The sequence below is a fragment of the Nitratireductor sp. genome, from assembly GCF_017794765.1.
GTDB lineage: Bacteria > Pseudomonadota > Alphaproteobacteria > Rhizobiales > Rhizobiaceae > Nitratireductor.
In genome coordinates, this window is sequence record NZ_CP051236.1 from 381,333 (window position 1) to 396,956 (window position 15,624).

A 15,624-nucleotide genomic window follows, 5' to 3' on the forward strand; every position below is an offset into this window, starting at 1 on the left:
GCCTTCGGACTGCCTAAGGAGTTTGCCATGAAGTTCTTCGTCGACACCGCCGACGTCAATGAAATCCGCGAATTGAGCGACACCGGTCTGCTCGATGGCGTCACCACGAACCCGTCGCTGATCATGAAGTCGGGCCGCGACATCATGGAAGTGACGAAGGAAATCTGTGACATCGTCGATGGCCCGGTCTCCGCCGAAGTTACCGCGACTGATTTCGAAGGCATGATGAAAGAGGCAGAGGTTCTCTCCAAGATCGCCGACAACATCTGCATCAAGGTGCCGCTCACCATGGATGGCCTCAAGGCATGTAAGGCGATCACCTCTTCGGGCCGCCTCGTCAATGTCACGCTCTGCTTCTCGGCCAATCAGGCGCTGCTTGCCGCCAAGGCCGGTGCAACCTTCATCTCGCCTTTCATCGGCCGTCTGGACGACATGGGCATCGATGGCATGGACCTGATCGCTGAGATCCGCACCATTTACGACAATTACGATTTCAGCACTGAAATTCTCGCCGCCTCCATCCGCACCGTGAACCACGTGAAGCAGGCCGCCCTGATCGGCTCCGACGTCGCAACCGTACCGCCGTCCGTTCTCAAGGCGCTGGTCAAGCATCCGCTCACCGACAAGGGCCTGGAAGCCTTCCTCGCTGATTGGGCGAAGACCGGCCAGAAGATCGGCTGAGGCTTCTCGCGCTCAAAAAATCGGTGCAGAAAAAACACCAGCATCGAAGCCCCTTCTCCCCGCCCGCGGAAGCGCGGGGAGAAGGTTAAGGATGAGGGGCAAGCGCCAGCAACAACGGCAGGCGCGCCCTTCTTCTCCGAAAGCTGATTTCTACCGTCGCACGCCAATCGGCACGCCTGCCGCGAACCCTAAAAGATCGCCTCTGGATCCTCGCGCAGCCGATCCACCGTATGCTCCTGAAGACGCGCCGCCACATCCGCCGGTTCGCCTTCCGCCAGGGCTTCTGGCATGATCGGCTTGCCGATCACCATGTTGATCGCACGCCCCTTCTTGTTCAGAAGCTCATGGAACAGCGTCATGTCGCGCAGCTCATTCGAGTAGCGCGACAGGAGGTAGAACAGGCCTGAATTGCGCGCCGTCATGTTCATCGGCACGACGGGCACCTGATAGCGCCGCGCCAGTGCGACCACGGAAGGCTGCCAGGGGCGTTCGGTCAGCTTGTCCTTGTTCCAGAAGGCGATGCGCCCCGAGGGAAACAGGACAATCGCTTTTTCGGCATTGAAGGCCTTGGCCGTCATTTCCAGCGTATCGCGGCTTTTGGCGTGGGATTTCTCCCCCGCGCGCCATTCCACGGGTATGATCAGATCGCGAAAGCGCGGGTTCACACGCAGGGCATCCCGATTGGCAAAAAATGCCATATCCGGACGAACCGCTTTCATCATGTCGTAGACTGCTATCCCGTCCGCGATGCCTGTCGGGTGATTCGGGGCCAGAATAAAGCCTCCCGAAGCCGGAATGTTTTCCAGCCCGCTCGCCGAGATCTCCAATGAAAGAAGTTGGCTGATATAAGAAAACGCATCCCAGCCTGATAATTCGGCGACCTCGTCAGCCATGACCACGGCCTGCCGATAGTGCAGGAAGCGGTAGAGAAAGGGCTGGGCCAGCGGCCACAGCATGTTCTGCGAGAGATGCGTGGTCCGCTCGGCAATGAGCTGATCCACCACATGAGGCGTCTCGGGTGCATAGATGTCCCGGCCCAGAACGCGGCTGCCGAGAACCGCAGCGACCGAGGTCAGCGTCGTGTGCAAAGCCATGGACGAAGTGCTCCCTGAAGCATTTCGGTTCTGGTCATGACCGTCATCCCGCTCCTTCGCCTTGCCGGAAGATGAACTTCCACGAAAATAGGGCAACATTCAGAGATCACGCCTCACAGGCTGTTTCACCGAATACTGTGACGACGCAATGACACGAATGCAAGATTGCAGCGCCCATATGCAACGAAACCGCGCATTCAAAAAGCCACGATTATAAACCGATGTCAGAACGCGCCAGATCCTGCCCTAGCGCAAGCCGCAACTGCTCGGCAAGCTCGCGGGCAGCGCGGTTTTCCGCATCGCGCTCGGCGCGCAGGGCAGCAAACTCCTGCCGTGGCACATCATACGCAGAGGAAATCTGCCGCCGACCCTTGGCAACCACCTGGCCGGTACCGCTTTCAGTCAGGGTGTAGACTGCGGTCATGGTGAGAAGGCTGGAGGTCGGCTCGTTGTCTGTACGCACCTGAACACGCGCGGCCGCGGAACTGGACCGCGTCACGGCAAGTTCAAGAGCATAGCGTGCGTTCGATGGCTGGCCGGCTCCACCATTGAGCAGGAAAATCAGGTGATTGCGAACCTCCTGGCCATAGCGCGTATCGACAGGCGCGATGGCGATGGAAGACAGGGCCGGCGAAGATGCAAAGCCGCTCTGCGTCACATCCGGCGTCGCCATCAGGGGGCGCACCGTGCAACCGGACGCCACGGCCAGTGAAAGTGCCAGACCGGCCAGCATCGAAACGCGAAACGTCGGGTTCAAGCTTTCCCCCTGTTTTCCAAACAGCATCAGTCGACGCCCCACCACATCATGCAACAATGTTAACAATGCGCTGCGGAACGACGATCACCTTACGTGGCTGCGAGCCGTTCAGCGCCTTCTGGACAAAGTCGAGCTGAAGCACCGCATCTTCCACGGCAGATTGATCTGCGTCGCGTGCAATTGTCAAATCACCGCGCTTCTTGCCGTTGATCTGCACCGGTAGAACAATCTCATTGTCCACGACAAGCCCCGGATCGAATTCCGGCCAGGCACTTGCCGCGACCAGTCCCTCACCGCCGATAGTTACCCAGCATTCCTCAGCCAGATGCGGCATGAAAGGAGCGACCAGGTGAATGAGGATCTCCACGGCCTCACGCGCGGCACTTTTCGCCACATCGTCGGCACCAGCCAGCGCCGACAGCGGCTCCTGAAGGTCGTTGACGAGTTGGTGAATGCGGGCGATTGCACGATTGAAAGCCAGCTTCTCGATGTCCTCGCCCACGGCCTTCAGCGCCTTGTGCGCCGCCTTGGAGGCCGCAACCGCTGCCCCCTCATGCGCCGGCTTTGGCACTACGCCACGCACGTGCTCGGCTGCCTCTGAAACAAGCCGCCACACGCGCTGCACAAACCGGTGCGCACCCGTCGCGCCATCATCCGTCCATTCCACGTCGCGCTCCGGCGGGGAATCGGACAGCATGAACCAGCGCGCCGTGTCCGCGCCGAAAGATTCGATGATGTCCTCGGGGCTCACCGTGTTCTTCTTCGACTTCGACATCTTCTCGAGCGAGCCGATTGATGCGGGTTCGCCCGTGGCGATCTCCACCGCCCTGCGGCCCTCGCCGGAGCCGGTGATCTCCACCTCGTTCGGAGCCAGCCAGCGGCCATCGGCAGAACGATAGGTCTCGTGGACCACCATGCCCTGCGTGAACAGGCCCTTGAAGGGCTCGGCCACATCCAGATGCCCCGTCGCGCTCATGGCACGGGCGAAGAAGCGCGAATAGAGCAGATGCAGGATCGCGTGTTCGATGCCGCCGATATACTGGTCGACCGGCAGCCACTCATTGGCGGCCTTCGGGTTGGTCGGGTCGTTCTCCCACGGTGCGGTAAAGCGGGCGAAGTACCAGGAGGAATCGACAAACGTGTCCATCGTGTCCGTCTCGCGCCGCGCATCCGCACCGCATTTCGGGCACTTCACATGTTTCCAGGTCGGGTGACGGTCGAGCGGATTGCCAGGACGGTCGAACTCGATGTCGTCGGGCAGCTCGACCGGCATGTCAGCCTTCGGCACTGGCACGACACCGCAATCGTCGCAGTGGATCATCGGGATCGGGCAGCCCCAGTAGCGCTGGCGGGAAACGCCCCAGTCGCGCAGGCGGAAATTCACCTTGCGCTCGCCCACCGGGCGGCCATTGATCGTCTCGGCGGAGAGGCGCTTTGCAATTTCCTCGAACGCCGCCTTCGGCTTCATGCCGTCGAGGAAGCGCGAATTGATCATCACGCCATCATCGGTGAAGGCTTCCTCGGTGATCTGGAAGGTCGCGGCATCCGCGCCCTCCGGCATCACCACCGGCGTCACCGGAAGACCGTATTTGTTGGCGAAATCCAGGTCGCGCTGATCGCCCGAGGGGCAGCCGAAGATCGCGCCCGTGCCATATTCCATCAGCACGAAATTGGCGACATAAACCGGCAGCGTCCATTCCGGATCGAAAGGATGACGCACGCGCACGCCCGTGTCGAAGCCCTTCTTCTCAGCCGTCTCCAGCGCCGCAGCCGAGGTGCCCATGCGGCGGCACTCTTCGCAGAATGCCGCAAGCTCGGCATTGTCGGTGGCCAGTGTCTTCGCCAGCGGATGGTCGGCGGCAATCGCCATGAAGGAAGCGCCAAACAGCGTGTCGGGCCGGGTCGTATAGACCTCCAGTTCGTTCACGCCCTCGGGCGCCGTCTCTTCTGCCAGAGCCCAGCGGATCAACATGCCTTCCGAACGGCCGATCCAGTTGCGCTGCATCAGCCGCACCTTCTCCGGCCACTGGTTGAGATCGTCGATGGCGTCGACCAGATCCTGCGCGTAATCGGTGATCTTGAAGAACCACTGCGCCAGCTCGCGCTGCTCGACTTCCGCACCGGAGCGCCAGCCGCGACCGTCGATCACCTGCTCATTGGCAAGCACCGTCTGGTCCACCGGGTCCCAGTTGACCTTGGAGGTCTTGCGCGTCACCAGCCCCTTCTCGAAGAAGTCGACAAACAACATCTGCTGCCGGTGGTAATAGTCCACGTCGCAGGTGGCGAACTCACGACTCCAGTCCAGCGACAGACCGAAGGTCTTAAGCTGATCCCGCATCACCGCGATGTTCTGATAGGTCCACTCCTTGGGGTGCACCTTGTTCTGCATCGCCGCGTTTTCGGCCGGCATGCCGAACGCGTCCCATCCCATCGGGTGCAGCACATTGTAGCCCCTGGCGCGCTTGTAGCGCGCGACCACGTCACCCATCGTGTAATTGCGCGTGTGGCCGATGTGAATGCGCCCGGACGGATAGGGGAACATCTCGAGCACGTAGTATTTTGGCCGCCCGTCATCATTGCTGGCCTCGAACAGCTTTGCTTCGTCCCAGGCCTTCTGCCAGCGGGGTTCTGCGACACGGGGATTGTAACGTTCGGTTGCCATGGCCGGATTTTCACAAGATAAGAAGCGGAAATGATGTTGGCGGACCTTCACCATGGTTTCGCCGAAGCGTCAACTCCAAGAGGCCTTTTTGGAAGAGGGATCAGCGAACCGATGAGCCACGCCGTCGAGAATCTGCAAGATGTCAAAGCGAAGATAGCAGAGGCGGAGAAAGCTGCCGGACGCTCAGGCGAACCGGTCACACTGGTCGCCGTTTCCAAGACGTTCGAAGCAGATCAGATCCGCCCGGTCATCGAGGCAGGGCAGCGTGTGTTCGGCGAGAACAGGGTTCAGGAGGCCCAGGGCAAATGGCCCGCGCTGAAGGAAGCGCATCCCGACATCGAGCTGCGCCTGATCGGCCCGCTGCAGTCCAACAAGGCCGCCGATGCCGTCGCCCTTTTCGACGTGATCGAGAGCGTCGACCGGGAAAAAATTGCCCGTGCGCTCTCGAACGAGATGCAGAAACAGGACCGTCACCCGCGTCTTTATGTCCAGGTCAATACCGGCCTCGAAGAACAGAAAGCCGGCATCGACCCGCGCCAGGCCGTGACTTTCGTCAAACATTGCCGCGAGGAATACGGCCTCGCCATCGAAGGGCTGATGTGCATCCCCCCGCTTGATGAAAACCCCGGCCCGCATTTCGCCCTTCTGAAAAAGCTCGCCGCCGAGGCCGGCGTCGAGAAATGCTCCATGGGCATGTCCGGTGACTACGAAAAGGCCATCGCCTTCGGTGCCACCAGTGTTCGCGTCGGATCAGCGATCTTCGGCGCACGCTGAGATTTCATGCATCTGCTGACGAACGTCCCGTCCCACGCACGACAATCACGAGAAAAAGCAGCGCGGCAATCAGAATAAGCACCGATCCCACTTTAGCCAGTCCCTCGCCTGTTCCCGAAATCGCGAAAATGATGCCCGGAACAATAACGATCACCCCGAGCTGGGCGAGCAGCACCTGCAGCTTGGCGAGCCGGCTTGCCGCCGCCTCCGGCACCAGCGTGTAGAACGCCCCATAAAGCGCGATGGTCACCCAGCCCAGAAGGTTCAGATGCCCGTGCGCCGGCGAGAAGGTGTGATCACCCGAAGCCGACATGTATATACCGAAAACCATCCCGAGCACCGCATAAAGCGGAGCCGTAACCCAGCAAACTCTCGCAAGCCCGTTCATTGTTGCCCCTTACACAATGCGACGCGGCCACCGGAGCAATAGCGTACCGGTTCCTCGTCTCCTCATTCCCAGAACGGCAGTCTACACCTGAGATTGAAGGGTAGGAATATAGGCACAATGGCTGGTCGCTGCTGGCGGAGCCCGCCACCCAATCGGAAAACGTGGCAACCGGACACGGAGCGAGGAGAAAGCTCCATGCCCGGCTGCGCCTGACCCCAACAGGCATCGCCCCAACAGGCATCAATGCAGAACGAGTTCTCCGGCGACGCTACGCCACTCGTTGGGAGAGATCAGCTTTCGGTGTGTGTAGGTCACCGAATGGAGCGGGCCGTCCAGCGTCTCGTTCCAGAAATCGATGAACCGGTAAAGTGCCGGAAAATCCGGTGCGGTGTCGTAATGCTGCCATAGAAAACTCTGCAAGATCGTCGGGTGATCAGGCAGGTGATAGAGAAATTCTGCCGTCGTCAGCCCATAGCCCCGGAGCATCAGCTCCATTTCGCCCGTCTGCTGCATGTGCTTCCTTTCCGAATCGGTTCCGGATTGAAAAATTGTGCGGTGAAAGTGCGCCGCCGTCCAGTGAGATGCTGTCACGAGCACGTAAATTTATCGTGTAAATACATATTGTTAGCAGCCGTCACTCAAGGATGCTAACGCTCCTGGTCCATGCGATTTCGCTCGTTTCAGCCGCTGCCACCAAATGTCTAATGTTGTAGCAGAAGGCAGAATGGTAATAATGCGCGCGAGCTAGCGACCGCTGCGTTGCTCGACGCAGATTACGTCCCGGCAAGCGCATATCCGGAGGAGGAAAAATGTCCGAAGTGCATGTTCACCGCGTCAAATCCGCGTGGAAGAAAAACGCGCTCATCGACAATGAGACGTATCTCAAATGGTACAAGGACAGCGTCAGGGATCCGGAGAAGTTCTGGAAAAAGCACGGCAAGCGCATCGACTGGTTCAAGCCCTATACCAAGGTGAAAAACACCTCTTTCAAGGGCAAGGTTTCCATCAAGTGGTTCGAGGATGGCGTCACCAATGTCGCCTACAACTGCATCGATCGCCATCTGAAGAAGCGCGGCAACCAGACCGCCATCATCTGGGAAGGCGACAATCCATACGACGACAGGAAGATCACCTATAACGAGCTTTACGAGCATGTCTGCCGGCTCGCCAATGTGTTGAAGGCGCGCGGCGTCAAGAAGGGCGACCGCGTCACCATCTACATGCCGATGATCCCGGAAGCCACCTATGCGATGCTCGCCTGCGCGCGCATCGGCGCGGTCCACTCGGTCGTGTTCGGCGGGTTCTCGCCCGATTCGCTTGCCGGCCGCATCGAGGACTGCCAGTCCGACTTCGTCATCACCGCGGACGAAGGCGTGCGCGGCGGCAAGAAGATCCCGCTCAAGGAAAACACCGACAGGGCCGTGGCCCTTGCCGAAAAGGCAGGCGCGAAAGTGCGCCATGTTCTGGTCGTCCAGCGGACTGCCGGCAAGATCAATTGGTCCGAGGGCCGCGATCTCTGGTATCACGAGGAAACTGCCAGGGCGAAGCCCGAGTGCAAGCCGGAAAAGATGAAGGCGGAGGATCCGCTCTTCATCCTCTACACCTCCGGCTCCACCGGCAAGCCCAAGGGTGTGCTGCACACGACAGGCGGCTATCTCGTCTACGCCTCGATGACGCATGAATATGTCTTCGACTATCATGAAGGCGACATCTACTGGTGCACCGCCGATGTGGGCTGGGTCACCGGCCACAGCTACATCGTCTACGGCCCGCTCGCCAATGGCGCCATCACCCTCATGTTCGAGGGCGTTCCGAACTATCCGGACGCCTCCCGCTTCTGGCAGGTGGTCGACAAGCACAATGTCAACATTTTCTACACCGCTCCCACCGCGATCCGCGCCCTGATGGGTGCCGGCGATGATTTCGTCACCCGCGCCTCGCGCAAGTCCTTACGCATTCTGGGTTCCGTCGGCGAGCCGATCAATCCGGAGGCCTGGGAGTGGTATTACAACGTCGTCGGCGACAAGAAATCTCCCATCGTCGACACCTGGTGGCAGACGGAAACGGGCGGCATCCTCATCACACCGCTGCCCGGTGCGACAGACCTCAAGGCCGGCTCGGCCACGCGTCCGTTCTTCGGCGTCCAGCCACAACTCGTCGATGGCGAGGGGCAGGTTCTGGAAGGCGCCACAAGCGGCAATCTCTGCATCACGGATTCCTGGCCGGGCCAGATGCGCTCCGTCTACGGCGATCACGAGCGCTTTATCCAGACCTATTTCTCCACCTACAAAGGCAAATATTTCACCGGCGATGGCTGCCGCCGCGACGAGGATGGCTATTACTGGATCACCGGACGCGTCGATGATGTCATCAATGTCTCGGGCCACCGCATGGGCACGGCCGAGGTGGAATCCGCGCTTGTCAGCCATGACAAGGTCTCGGAAGCCGCCGTTGTCGGCTACCCGCACGATGTGAAGGGCCAGGGCATCTACTGCTATGTGACGCTCATGGCCGGCGAGGAAGGCTCCGAGGAGTTGAAGAAAGAGCTGGTCGCCCATGTGCGCAGCGAGATCGGTCCGATCGCCTCGCCCGACAAGATTCAGTTCGCGCCCGGTCTGCCGAAGACGCGCTCGGGCAAGATCATGCGGCGCATTCTGCGCAAGATCGCCGAAGACGATTACGGCGCGCTTGGCGATACATCGACCCTCGCCGATCCGGCCGTGGTCGACGATCTGGTTGAGAACCGCCAGAACAAGAAGGGCTGACATTCCTGAACGCCGCGCAGCTCGCGCGGCGTTTCTATGCACCCCTTGCAGAACCGGACGAACGCCTCCACATTGGGTGTGTCGTCAACAAACCGAAAGGAGGTGATCCAATGTCGAGTGATTTCCGTTCAAGCGTGGTCTCGATGGATTGCCTTCGCGGGGAGCAGTCTTCCCGCTGAAGCGCATGAAACGCGGATGGACTGCAATCGCAGACCAGCCATGACCGCGTGAGAATTCGAAAACACGGGGCCGTTCCTTCGGGAACGGCCTTTTGTTTTTAGAATGGGTTTCGTGTTTGATCAGAAGGCGCTGACTTCGAAGCCCCTTCTCCCCGTGCACTGAGAGAAGGTGAGGATGAGGGGCCAGCACCAACGCCTTAAAAAAATCACGCCACCATCAACACACGAACGAAACCCGCCGCCCGCCGCCATAGGCCGCCACAAGCCGGGCATCCAGCAGACGCGATGCAACATCTCCGCCCGGTTCCGTCACCACATCGGCAAGCACGCGCCCGTAATACTTGCCGCCGCTAATGTCGCTTATCCAGACAGTCCCTTCGGCGAGCAAGCGCTCGAGCGCTACGCGTGCCTCGCGCGCCGCAGCCTTCTCGACAGCACAGCGGCTTCGCATTTCGGGTGCATCGACGCCGCGAATGCGCACGCTCACCGTGATGCGCTGGCCGGGCCAGACATGCGCCTCGGCAACAAATGTATCTCCGTCGATCACGCGAACGACACGCGCCTCCACCGGTCCGGAGATCGTCTCCCTGCGGGCTGCGTGGGAGGTGGGTTGCCAGACCAGCAGACAGGCAATTGCCAGCGCAGATATGAATATGGGACAAGAGAAACGCATTAGAGGAATATATTCCTCTAATGCGTTTCGCGCAACCCGCTATCAGAAGTCGGTAGCGATGCCCTTCACTTCCCAGTCGCCATAGCGGGCGGGATCCTGTCCGCCGCGCCCGCCAAGCTCCTTCGGGGCCTTCGCGGCCTCTGCCGCATAGGCCCTGCGCCGTTCCTCGGCTTCCGCCAGCGCGCGCCTTGCCGCAGGCGTCAGCGCCTTCTTCGGCTGCTCTTCCTGTCTGTCCGTCTCTTCCTTCACGGCGAATTCCTCTCGAAAACGGTGAAATATTGAATACACGAAGCGCGTTCCCCATCATATAAGCGATTGGTCGCGCCATGGAAAACGCCGGCGCAGCCTTGTTTCTGGAGCTTGAGACAACGATGAACATGATACGCACCGCGATGCTCTTGGCCCTCATGACGGCACTCTTCATGGGCGTGGGCTATCTGATCGGGGGTACAGGCGGCATGATGATCGCCTTCCTGATTGCAGCGGCCATGAATCTGTTCAGCTACTGGAATGCCGACAAGATGGTGCTCAGGATGCACAACGCCGTCGAGGTCGATGAGCGCAACGCGCCGGAATATTTCGGCATCGTGCGCGATCTGGCCGCGCGCGCCGGCCTTCCCATGCCGCGCGTCTACCTGATCCAGAACGACCAGCCCAACGCGTTTGCCACCGGCCGCAACCCGCAGAACGCCGCCGTGGCCGCGACCACCGGCCTTCTCGATCGCCTGAGCTATGAAGAGGTGGCCGGCGTCATGGCGCACGAGCTTGCCCATGTCCAGAACCGCGACACGCTCACCATGACCATCACCGCGACCCTTGCCGGCGCGATCTCCATGCTCGGCAATTTCGCGTTCTTTTTCGGCGGCAACCGCGACAACAACAACCCGCTCGGTTTCGTCGGGATCCTCGTGGCGATGATCGTCGCCCCACTCGCCGCCATGCTGGTACAGATGGCCATCAGCCGTACCCGCGAATATTCCGCCGACCGGCGCGGCGCAGAAATCTGCGGCAACCCGCTGTGGCTCGCTTCCGCGCTCGACAAGATCGCCCGGCGCGCCAGGCAGGTGGTCAATCAGGATGCCGAGCGCAATCCCGCCACGGCGCACATGTTCATCATCAATCCGCTCTCGGGCGAGCGCATGGACAATCTGTTTTCCACCCACCCGGACACGGACAACCGCATCGCCGCGCTTCAGGCAATGGCGGGCGAAATGCGCGCGACGCCTGAGCCGCAACGCCGTGAGGAAAACCACGGTCCATGGGGCGCCCGGACCGAAGCACCCGAACCCCGGCCCCAACCCCAGCCCAAATCCGGGCCCCGCTGGGGCCGTGACGCCAAGGGGCGCAAAGGCCCCTGGTCGTGAGCCGCCCCACTGTGCGCCGCGCCACCGGCAAAAACCGCCCCAGCCCCGAGACCTTCGACAAGCCCGGCCTTGAGACCCGCCGCGTGGCCACGAAACTGCTCGCCGCCGTGGTGGATGCCCACGCCTCGCTCGACGGTCTCACCGATCCCGCCCACGGCCAGCCCAATTTCCGCGCGCTCGATGCGCGGGACCGCTCGCTTGTCCGCGCCATCCTGATGAGCGCGCTCCGCCACCGCAGCACGATCGAGGCACTGCTTTCCCGCCGTCTGGAGCGCCCGTTGCCCGCCAACGCCCGCGCCCTCTCGCACGCGCTGCATGTGGCGGCGGCGCAGATCCTTTTCCTCGACGTGCCCGACAGCGCCGCCGTAGACCTCGCTGTCACCCAGGCAAAAAGCGACCCGCGTCTCGCCCGCTTTTCGGGTCTGGTCAACGGCGTTCTGCGCAATCTGATCCGTGTGAAGGCACGCGCGCTTCCCGCCGCCCTTGCCCAGACGCGCGAAGCGCCTGACTGGTTCGCCGAGCGGCTGGAAGCGGCCTATGGCGCGGAAAAGACCGCCGCCATCCTCGCCATGCACCGCCTGGAACCACCGGTGGACTTCACTGTCAGGCAAGACCCGCAACGCTGGGCCGAAGCCCTGGGCGGCATCGTCCTGCCCACCGGAACCGTACGCATCGCGAAGCTTGAGGCTGGCGTCGACACACTTCCGGGCTTCGAGGAAGGCGCATGGTGGGTGCAGGATGCCGCCGCCAGCCTGCCTGCAAAACTGCTCGGCGACATCGCCGGCGCGCGTGTGGCAGACCTCTGCGCCGCGCCCGGCGGCAAGACGGCGCAGCTCATTCACGCGGGCGCAGATGTCACCGCAGTCGACCTTTCGAAAAGCCGGCTCAAACGCCTTGCCGAAAACCTCAAACGCCTTCGCCTCGAATCGCAGATCGTCGAATCCGACATCCGCAAATACAAGCCCGAAACCCCGTTCGACGCCGTCCTCATCGATGCCCCCTGCTCCTCCACCGGCACGGTGAGGCGGCACCCCGATGTTCCATGGTCCAAGACACCGGAAGACATCGAGAAACTGGCCGCCCTCCAGCGCGCGCTTCTAGACCATGCAGTGACGCTGGTCAGACCTGGTGGCCGGATCGTCTTCTCCAACTGCTCGCTCGACCCCATCGAAGGCGAGGCGATGCTCAACGCGTTCCTGACCGAAACATCAAAGGTCTCGCTCGAGCCCATAAATCCGGACGAGTTGCCGGGCATCAGCACCTTCGTCACACCGCAAGGTTTCCTGCGAACCACCCCTGCCGATGGTTTCGGCGAAACGCCTCTCGCCCAGGGTCTCGACGGCTTCTTCGCTGCCCGTCTGATACGCGAACCCTGAGCTGGTCCTGCCATCTGTGCGCACTGATATATTTCAACTTCGCACAAATCCTTGAATCAACTAGACTCTCAGCTGATTTGGGGTCACGGAAAGAAAAGTCGGTCGGTGGATCAAGCACGGGGACACTCACCACACGAGCTGTGGGGCCTTGTTGCGCGGCAGGCATGGGCGCGCCTGCGGCGGCGTCTGCGCGCGGGCCCGTCCTATCGCTGGCGCTATTCCGGCCGCACGCCTGAACGCGTGCTGATAGCGCCGCCGGACCTGCGCATCGCGGATCCCCAGGTTGCACGAGATATCTATCACGGCCAGTTTCTCCTCGCCGGCCAGCTTGTTGAGACACGCGGCCAGTCTCCGTTCCGCGTGCCGGTCACTGACCCCGCCTGGCAGGAAGCGCTGCACAGTTTCCGCTGGTTGCGCCACATGCGCGCCGCCCAGAGTGATCTGGCCTCGGCCAATGCCCGCGCTCTGGTGGAGGAGTGGATTTCACTCCACGGCAAGCGCATCTCCGGGCCGCCATGGGAGCCCGGCACCACATCCCGGCGCGTCATCGCATGGCTTCAGCATTCTTCCGTCGTGTTGCAGGGCGCCGAGCTTCCGTTTTACCGCCAGTTCCTGAAAATGCTCGCCGTGCAGATGCGCTATCTGCGCACGAACGCCCGTGAGATACCTGATGGAGAAGATCGCCTGCGCGCGCGCATAGCGCTGGCATTCTGCGCCCTTTCGCTTCCCGCACCCGCCACCGCGGTCAAGGCCGCCAGCCGCAATCTCGCACAGGAGCTTGAGCGACAAATCCTTGCCGATGGGGGCCATGTCTCGCGCAATCCGCGCGCAATCATGGAACTCCTCACCGACCTTCTGCCACTCCGGCAGACCTATACGAACCAGGCCGAGCAGCCCCCGCAGGCGCTCATCGACGCCGTCGAGCGCATGCTTCCGGCTTTGCGCTTCTTCCGCCATCGCGATGGTTCCATCGCCCGTTTCAACGGCATGGGCATCACCCAGCACGACAGTGTCGCCGCCATCCTGCGCTACGATGATACCGGGGGCGCACCCCTCCTGCACGCACCGCATTCAGGCTATGAGCGCCTGGCGCTGGGTGCCACCACCATCATTGCCGATACGGCGGCACCACCACCGGCCGACCTTTCCCACTTCGCCCATGCGGGCTGCCTGTCTTTCGAGATGTCATCCGGTCGGCACCAGTTCGTGGTCAACAGTGGCATCGACAATTACAGTGACGACAGCTATCGCCCGCTGGCGCGCACCACGGCGGCGCATTCCACCATCACAATCAACGACACGTCACAGGCACGCTTCAGCCTTTCACCGAAATGGAGCGATCTGATCGGCACTCCGCTGATCGGCGGACCACGCAGGGTCGAGTGCCGGCGCGACGACGGGGCCGGTATCCAGCGCTTCACTGCCAGTCACAATGGCTATGTCTCACGCTTCGGGCTCATCCACGAACGCGCCCTCTCCTTGTCGGAGGAAGGGGCCCTGCTCGAAGGCGTGGATCGCGTGGTCAGGCCCGATGGTTCTGCTTCGACGGCAATCGGCAACGATGCGCTCGCTGTGCGTTTTCATATCCACCCCGACATTGACGTTTTCCGGGATCCGGAGGGACGCCACATTCTCGCAGGTGAAGCTACCGACACCTGGCTCTTCACCGTTGAAGGCATTGTTCCGGTGGTGGAGGAATCGATCTTCTTCGCCGGTCTTGGCGGCCCCCGCAGGAGCCGCCAGATCGTTCTTTACACCACCGCTTCAGAGCATCCGGAAATTCGCTGGCAGTTCCGCAGGACACACGCAATCAACGGCAACGGTTAGACCAGCGCCAGTCTGATCCGGCTCCCGTTTCAAAGCCCGGCAAACGCCGCGATCTCCTCGACAATCGCCTCGTGAACCGCCGCCCGATCGGTCCCTTCAGGATCGTCGCACACCGGGTCGTCCTTTTCTGCAGCGAGCATAGCCGCGCCTTCCGGCTTGCACTCCGCGAGGAATGTGAAGTGATGGGCGGGCGCAATCGTCTTCAGCAGCGCCGAGGGCAATCTTGCGGCCAGATTGCTCCCGTCCGGCCCCACATCTGCCGCCTTGAAAAGATTCGCTTCACCTAGATTGATGAGCAGCACCGGCGTCTTCGTTCTGCCGATGCTCTCGGGCGTTGCGGCATACGTCATGCCCGGATCGATGGCGAAGGCCCGCGTGATGCGATCATCGCGCATCTCGACACCGAATCCTTCAGGCAAGGCCGTGAGGTCGACACCTCCCTTGGCGAAGAACACACAGTCCTGACCGTGCTCGCCCATCCGCGCGCAGTAGTCCGCATACGCACCAGGGTCGAAGCGCAGCCCGGCAAGGTTCAGCGCCGTGGCGCCGCCAAGCGAAAAGCCCAGCGATGCAATGCGCGAACGATCCACGTGATCTGCAAACGCAGGCTCATTAAGCAGCGCGTCGAGTGCAGCGCTGAGATCGGCCGCCCGCTCATCGAGCCGCAGCGAACGGCGCGGAGATGAATCGCCAGATGTGCTGCCTGGATGGTTCACCGCCAGCACCATCGCACCGCGAAGGGCAAGAGCGGAGGAAAGCCAGGAAATGGTGTCCATATTGCCACCAGAGCCATGCGAGAGCACGAAGAGCGGAAAGCGCCCCTCCGCCACCGCAGCACCGACATAGGCAGACGTGCCCTCAAACACGGCATTGTCCCCCACCAGCCCACGATAGGTCGGCGTACCTGCCGGATACCACAGCGAGGCCGCCAGAACCGATGGGCGGTGATCCGCCTTGACCGTCAGGCGATCATACCCGGCATAGGGTTCGGCCATGGCTGCGCCCGTCAGGCCCATGCCGACGAGAAAAGCAGAAAGCAGTTGTTTCATATCCGTCATCCTTTCATCTGGATAACGCCAATCTG

At 61.6% G+C, this 15,624-nt stretch carries 14 protein-coding genes; 6 read left to right on the forward strand and 8 right to left on the reverse strand.

Features of this window, described 5'->3' with window-relative positions:
• The first annotated feature begins 27 nt into the window (after positions 1-27).
• Positions 28-681 carry a fructose-6-phosphate aldolase gene (gene fsa, locus HF949_RS01830; protein WP_223005515.1) on the forward strand — a complete coding sequence of 218 codons (654 nt, stop codon included), beginning with the start codon at positions 28-30 and terminating at the stop codon, positions 679-681.
• A gap of 188 nt (positions 682-869) precedes the next feature.
• Here the strand turns inward: fsa and HF949_RS01835 are convergent, their stop codons facing one another.
• From HF949_RS01835 to leuS, 3 genes are all read right to left on the reverse strand, one after another.
• On the reverse strand, positions 870-1,775 hold the full coding sequence (locus HF949_RS01835; protein WP_292898015.1) for a 1-acyl-sn-glycerol-3-phosphate acyltransferase: 906 nt from the start codon (positions 1,773-1,775) through the stop codon (positions 870-872).
• A 211-nt stretch (positions 1,776-1,986) separates the two neighbouring features.
• Positions 1,987-2,532, reverse strand: coding sequence for an LPS assembly lipoprotein LptE (lptE, locus tag HF949_RS01840; RefSeq protein ID WP_292898017.1), 546 nt, complete (start codon positions 2,530-2,532; stop codon positions 1,987-1,989).
• Positions 2,533-2,578: 46 nt separating this feature from the next.
• A complete protein-coding gene (gene leuS / locus HF949_RS01845; protein ID WP_292898019.1) occupies positions 2,579-5,194 on the reverse strand; it encodes a leucine--tRNA ligase in 2,616 nt (871 codons plus the stop codon).
• Between the two features lie 111 nt (positions 5,195-5,305).
• On the opposite strand from leuS, the gene HF949_RS01850 reads away from it, so the two are divergent.
• Positions 5,306-5,968, forward strand: a complete 663-nt coding sequence (locus HF949_RS01850) for a YggS family pyridoxal phosphate-dependent enzyme (protein ID WP_292898021.1) — start codon at positions 5,306-5,308, stop codon at positions 5,966-5,968.
• 4 nt (positions 5,969-5,972) lie between these two features.
• Here the strand turns inward: HF949_RS01850 and HF949_RS01855 are convergent, their stop codons facing one another.
• The gene (locus tag HF949_RS01855; RefSeq protein WP_292898023.1) at positions 5,973-6,356 is read right to left on the reverse strand and encodes a hypothetical protein; all 384 of its coding nucleotides are present in this window, start codon (positions 6,354-6,356) and stop codon (positions 5,973-5,975) included.
• Positions 6,357-6,596: 240 nt separating this feature from the next.
• The gene (locus tag HF949_RS01860; protein ID WP_292898025.1) at positions 6,597-6,869 is read right to left on the reverse strand and encodes an usg protein; all 273 of its coding nucleotides are present in this window, start codon (positions 6,867-6,869) and stop codon (positions 6,597-6,599) included.
• 296 nt (positions 6,870-7,165) lie between these two features.
• Between HF949_RS01860 and acs the strand changes: the two genes are divergently transcribed.
• Positions 7,166-9,121 carry an acetate--CoA ligase gene (acs, locus tag HF949_RS01865; protein WP_292898027.1) on the forward strand — a complete coding sequence of 652 codons (1,956 nt, stop codon included), beginning with the start codon at positions 7,166-7,168 and terminating at the stop codon, positions 9,119-9,121.
• 396 nt (positions 9,122-9,517) lie between these two features.
• Here acs and HF949_RS01870 read toward each other — a convergent pair whose 3' ends face one another.
• Positions 9,518-9,973 carry a thermonuclease family protein gene (locus tag HF949_RS01870; protein WP_292898029.1) on the reverse strand — a complete coding sequence of 152 codons (456 nt, stop codon included), beginning with the start codon at positions 9,971-9,973 and terminating at the stop codon, positions 9,518-9,520.
• Positions 9,974-10,015: 42 nt separating this feature from the next.
• On the reverse strand, positions 10,016-10,222 hold the full coding sequence (locus HF949_RS01875; RefSeq protein ID WP_292898031.1) for a DUF1674 domain-containing protein: 207 nt from the start codon (positions 10,220-10,222) through the stop codon (positions 10,016-10,018).
• Positions 10,223-10,344: 122 nt separating this feature from the next.
• Here HF949_RS01875 and htpX point away from each other — a divergent pair, with 122 nt between their 5' ends.
• From htpX to HF949_RS01890, 3 genes are all read left to right on the forward strand, one after another.
• On the forward strand, positions 10,345-11,337 hold the full coding sequence (htpX, locus tag HF949_RS01880) for a zinc metalloprotease HtpX (RefSeq protein ID WP_292898032.1): 993 nt from the start codon (positions 10,345-10,347) through the stop codon (positions 11,335-11,337).
• Positions 11,334-12,713: an RsmB/NOP family class I SAM-dependent RNA methyltransferase gene (locus tag HF949_RS01885; protein ID WP_292898033.1), complete on the forward strand. Its 1,380-nt coding sequence runs from the start codon at positions 11,334-11,336 to the stop codon at positions 12,711-12,713. The genes htpX and HF949_RS01885 overlap by 4 nt, the downstream gene beginning before the upstream one ends.
• A 105-nt stretch (positions 12,714-12,818) precedes the next feature.
• Positions 12,819-14,540, forward strand: a complete 1,722-nt coding sequence (locus HF949_RS01890; RefSeq protein ID WP_292898034.1) for a heparinase II/III family protein — start codon at positions 12,819-12,821, stop codon at positions 14,538-14,540.
• A 29-nt stretch (positions 14,541-14,569) separates the two neighbouring features.
• Here the strand turns inward: HF949_RS01890 and HF949_RS01895 are convergent, their stop codons facing one another.
• A complete protein-coding gene (locus HF949_RS01895; protein WP_292898035.1) occupies positions 14,570-15,589 on the reverse strand; it encodes an alpha/beta hydrolase family protein in 1,020 nt (339 codons plus the stop codon).
• Between the last annotated feature and the right edge of the window lie 35 nt (positions 15,590-15,624).

What these genes read in the sequence shown, in the direction of transcription:
- fsa (WP_223005515.1), top strand. Translation starts at nt 28, where the DNA reads ATGAAGTTCTTCGTCGACACCGCCGACGTCAATGAAATCCGCGAATTG.
- HF949_RS01835 (WP_292898015.1), bottom strand. Translation starts at nt 1,775, where the DNA reads ATGGCTTTGCACACGACGCTGACCTCGGTCGCTGCGGTTCTCGGCAGC.
- leuS (WP_292898019.1), bottom strand. Translation starts at nt 5,194, where the DNA reads ATGGCAACCGAACGTTACAATCCCCGTGTCGCAGAACCCCGCTGGCAG.
- HF949_RS01850 (WP_292898021.1), top strand. Translation starts at nt 5,306, where the DNA reads ATGAGCCACGCCGTCGAGAATCTGCAAGATGTCAAAGCGAAGATAGCA.
- HF949_RS01855 (WP_292898023.1), bottom strand. Translation starts at nt 6,356, where the DNA reads ATGAACGGGCTTGCGAGAGTTTGCTGGGTTACGGCTCCGCTTTATGCG.
- HF949_RS01860 (WP_292898025.1), bottom strand. Translation starts at nt 6,869, where the DNA reads ATGCAGCAGACGGGCGAAATGGAGCTGATGCTCCGGGGCTATGGGCTG.
- acs (WP_292898027.1), top strand. Translation starts at nt 7,166, where the DNA reads ATGTCCGAAGTGCATGTTCACCGCGTCAAATCCGCGTGGAAGAAAAAC.
- HF949_RS01870 (WP_292898029.1), bottom strand. Translation starts at nt 9,973, where the DNA reads ATGCGTTTCTCTTGTCCCATATTCATATCTGCGCTGGCAATTGCCTGT.
- htpX (WP_292898032.1), top strand. Translation starts at nt 10,345, where the DNA reads ATGAACATGATACGCACCGCGATGCTCTTGGCCCTCATGACGGCACTC.
- HF949_RS01895 (WP_292898035.1), bottom strand. Translation starts at nt 15,589, where the DNA reads ATGAAACAACTGCTTTCTGCTTTTCTCGTCGGCATGGGCCTGACGGGC.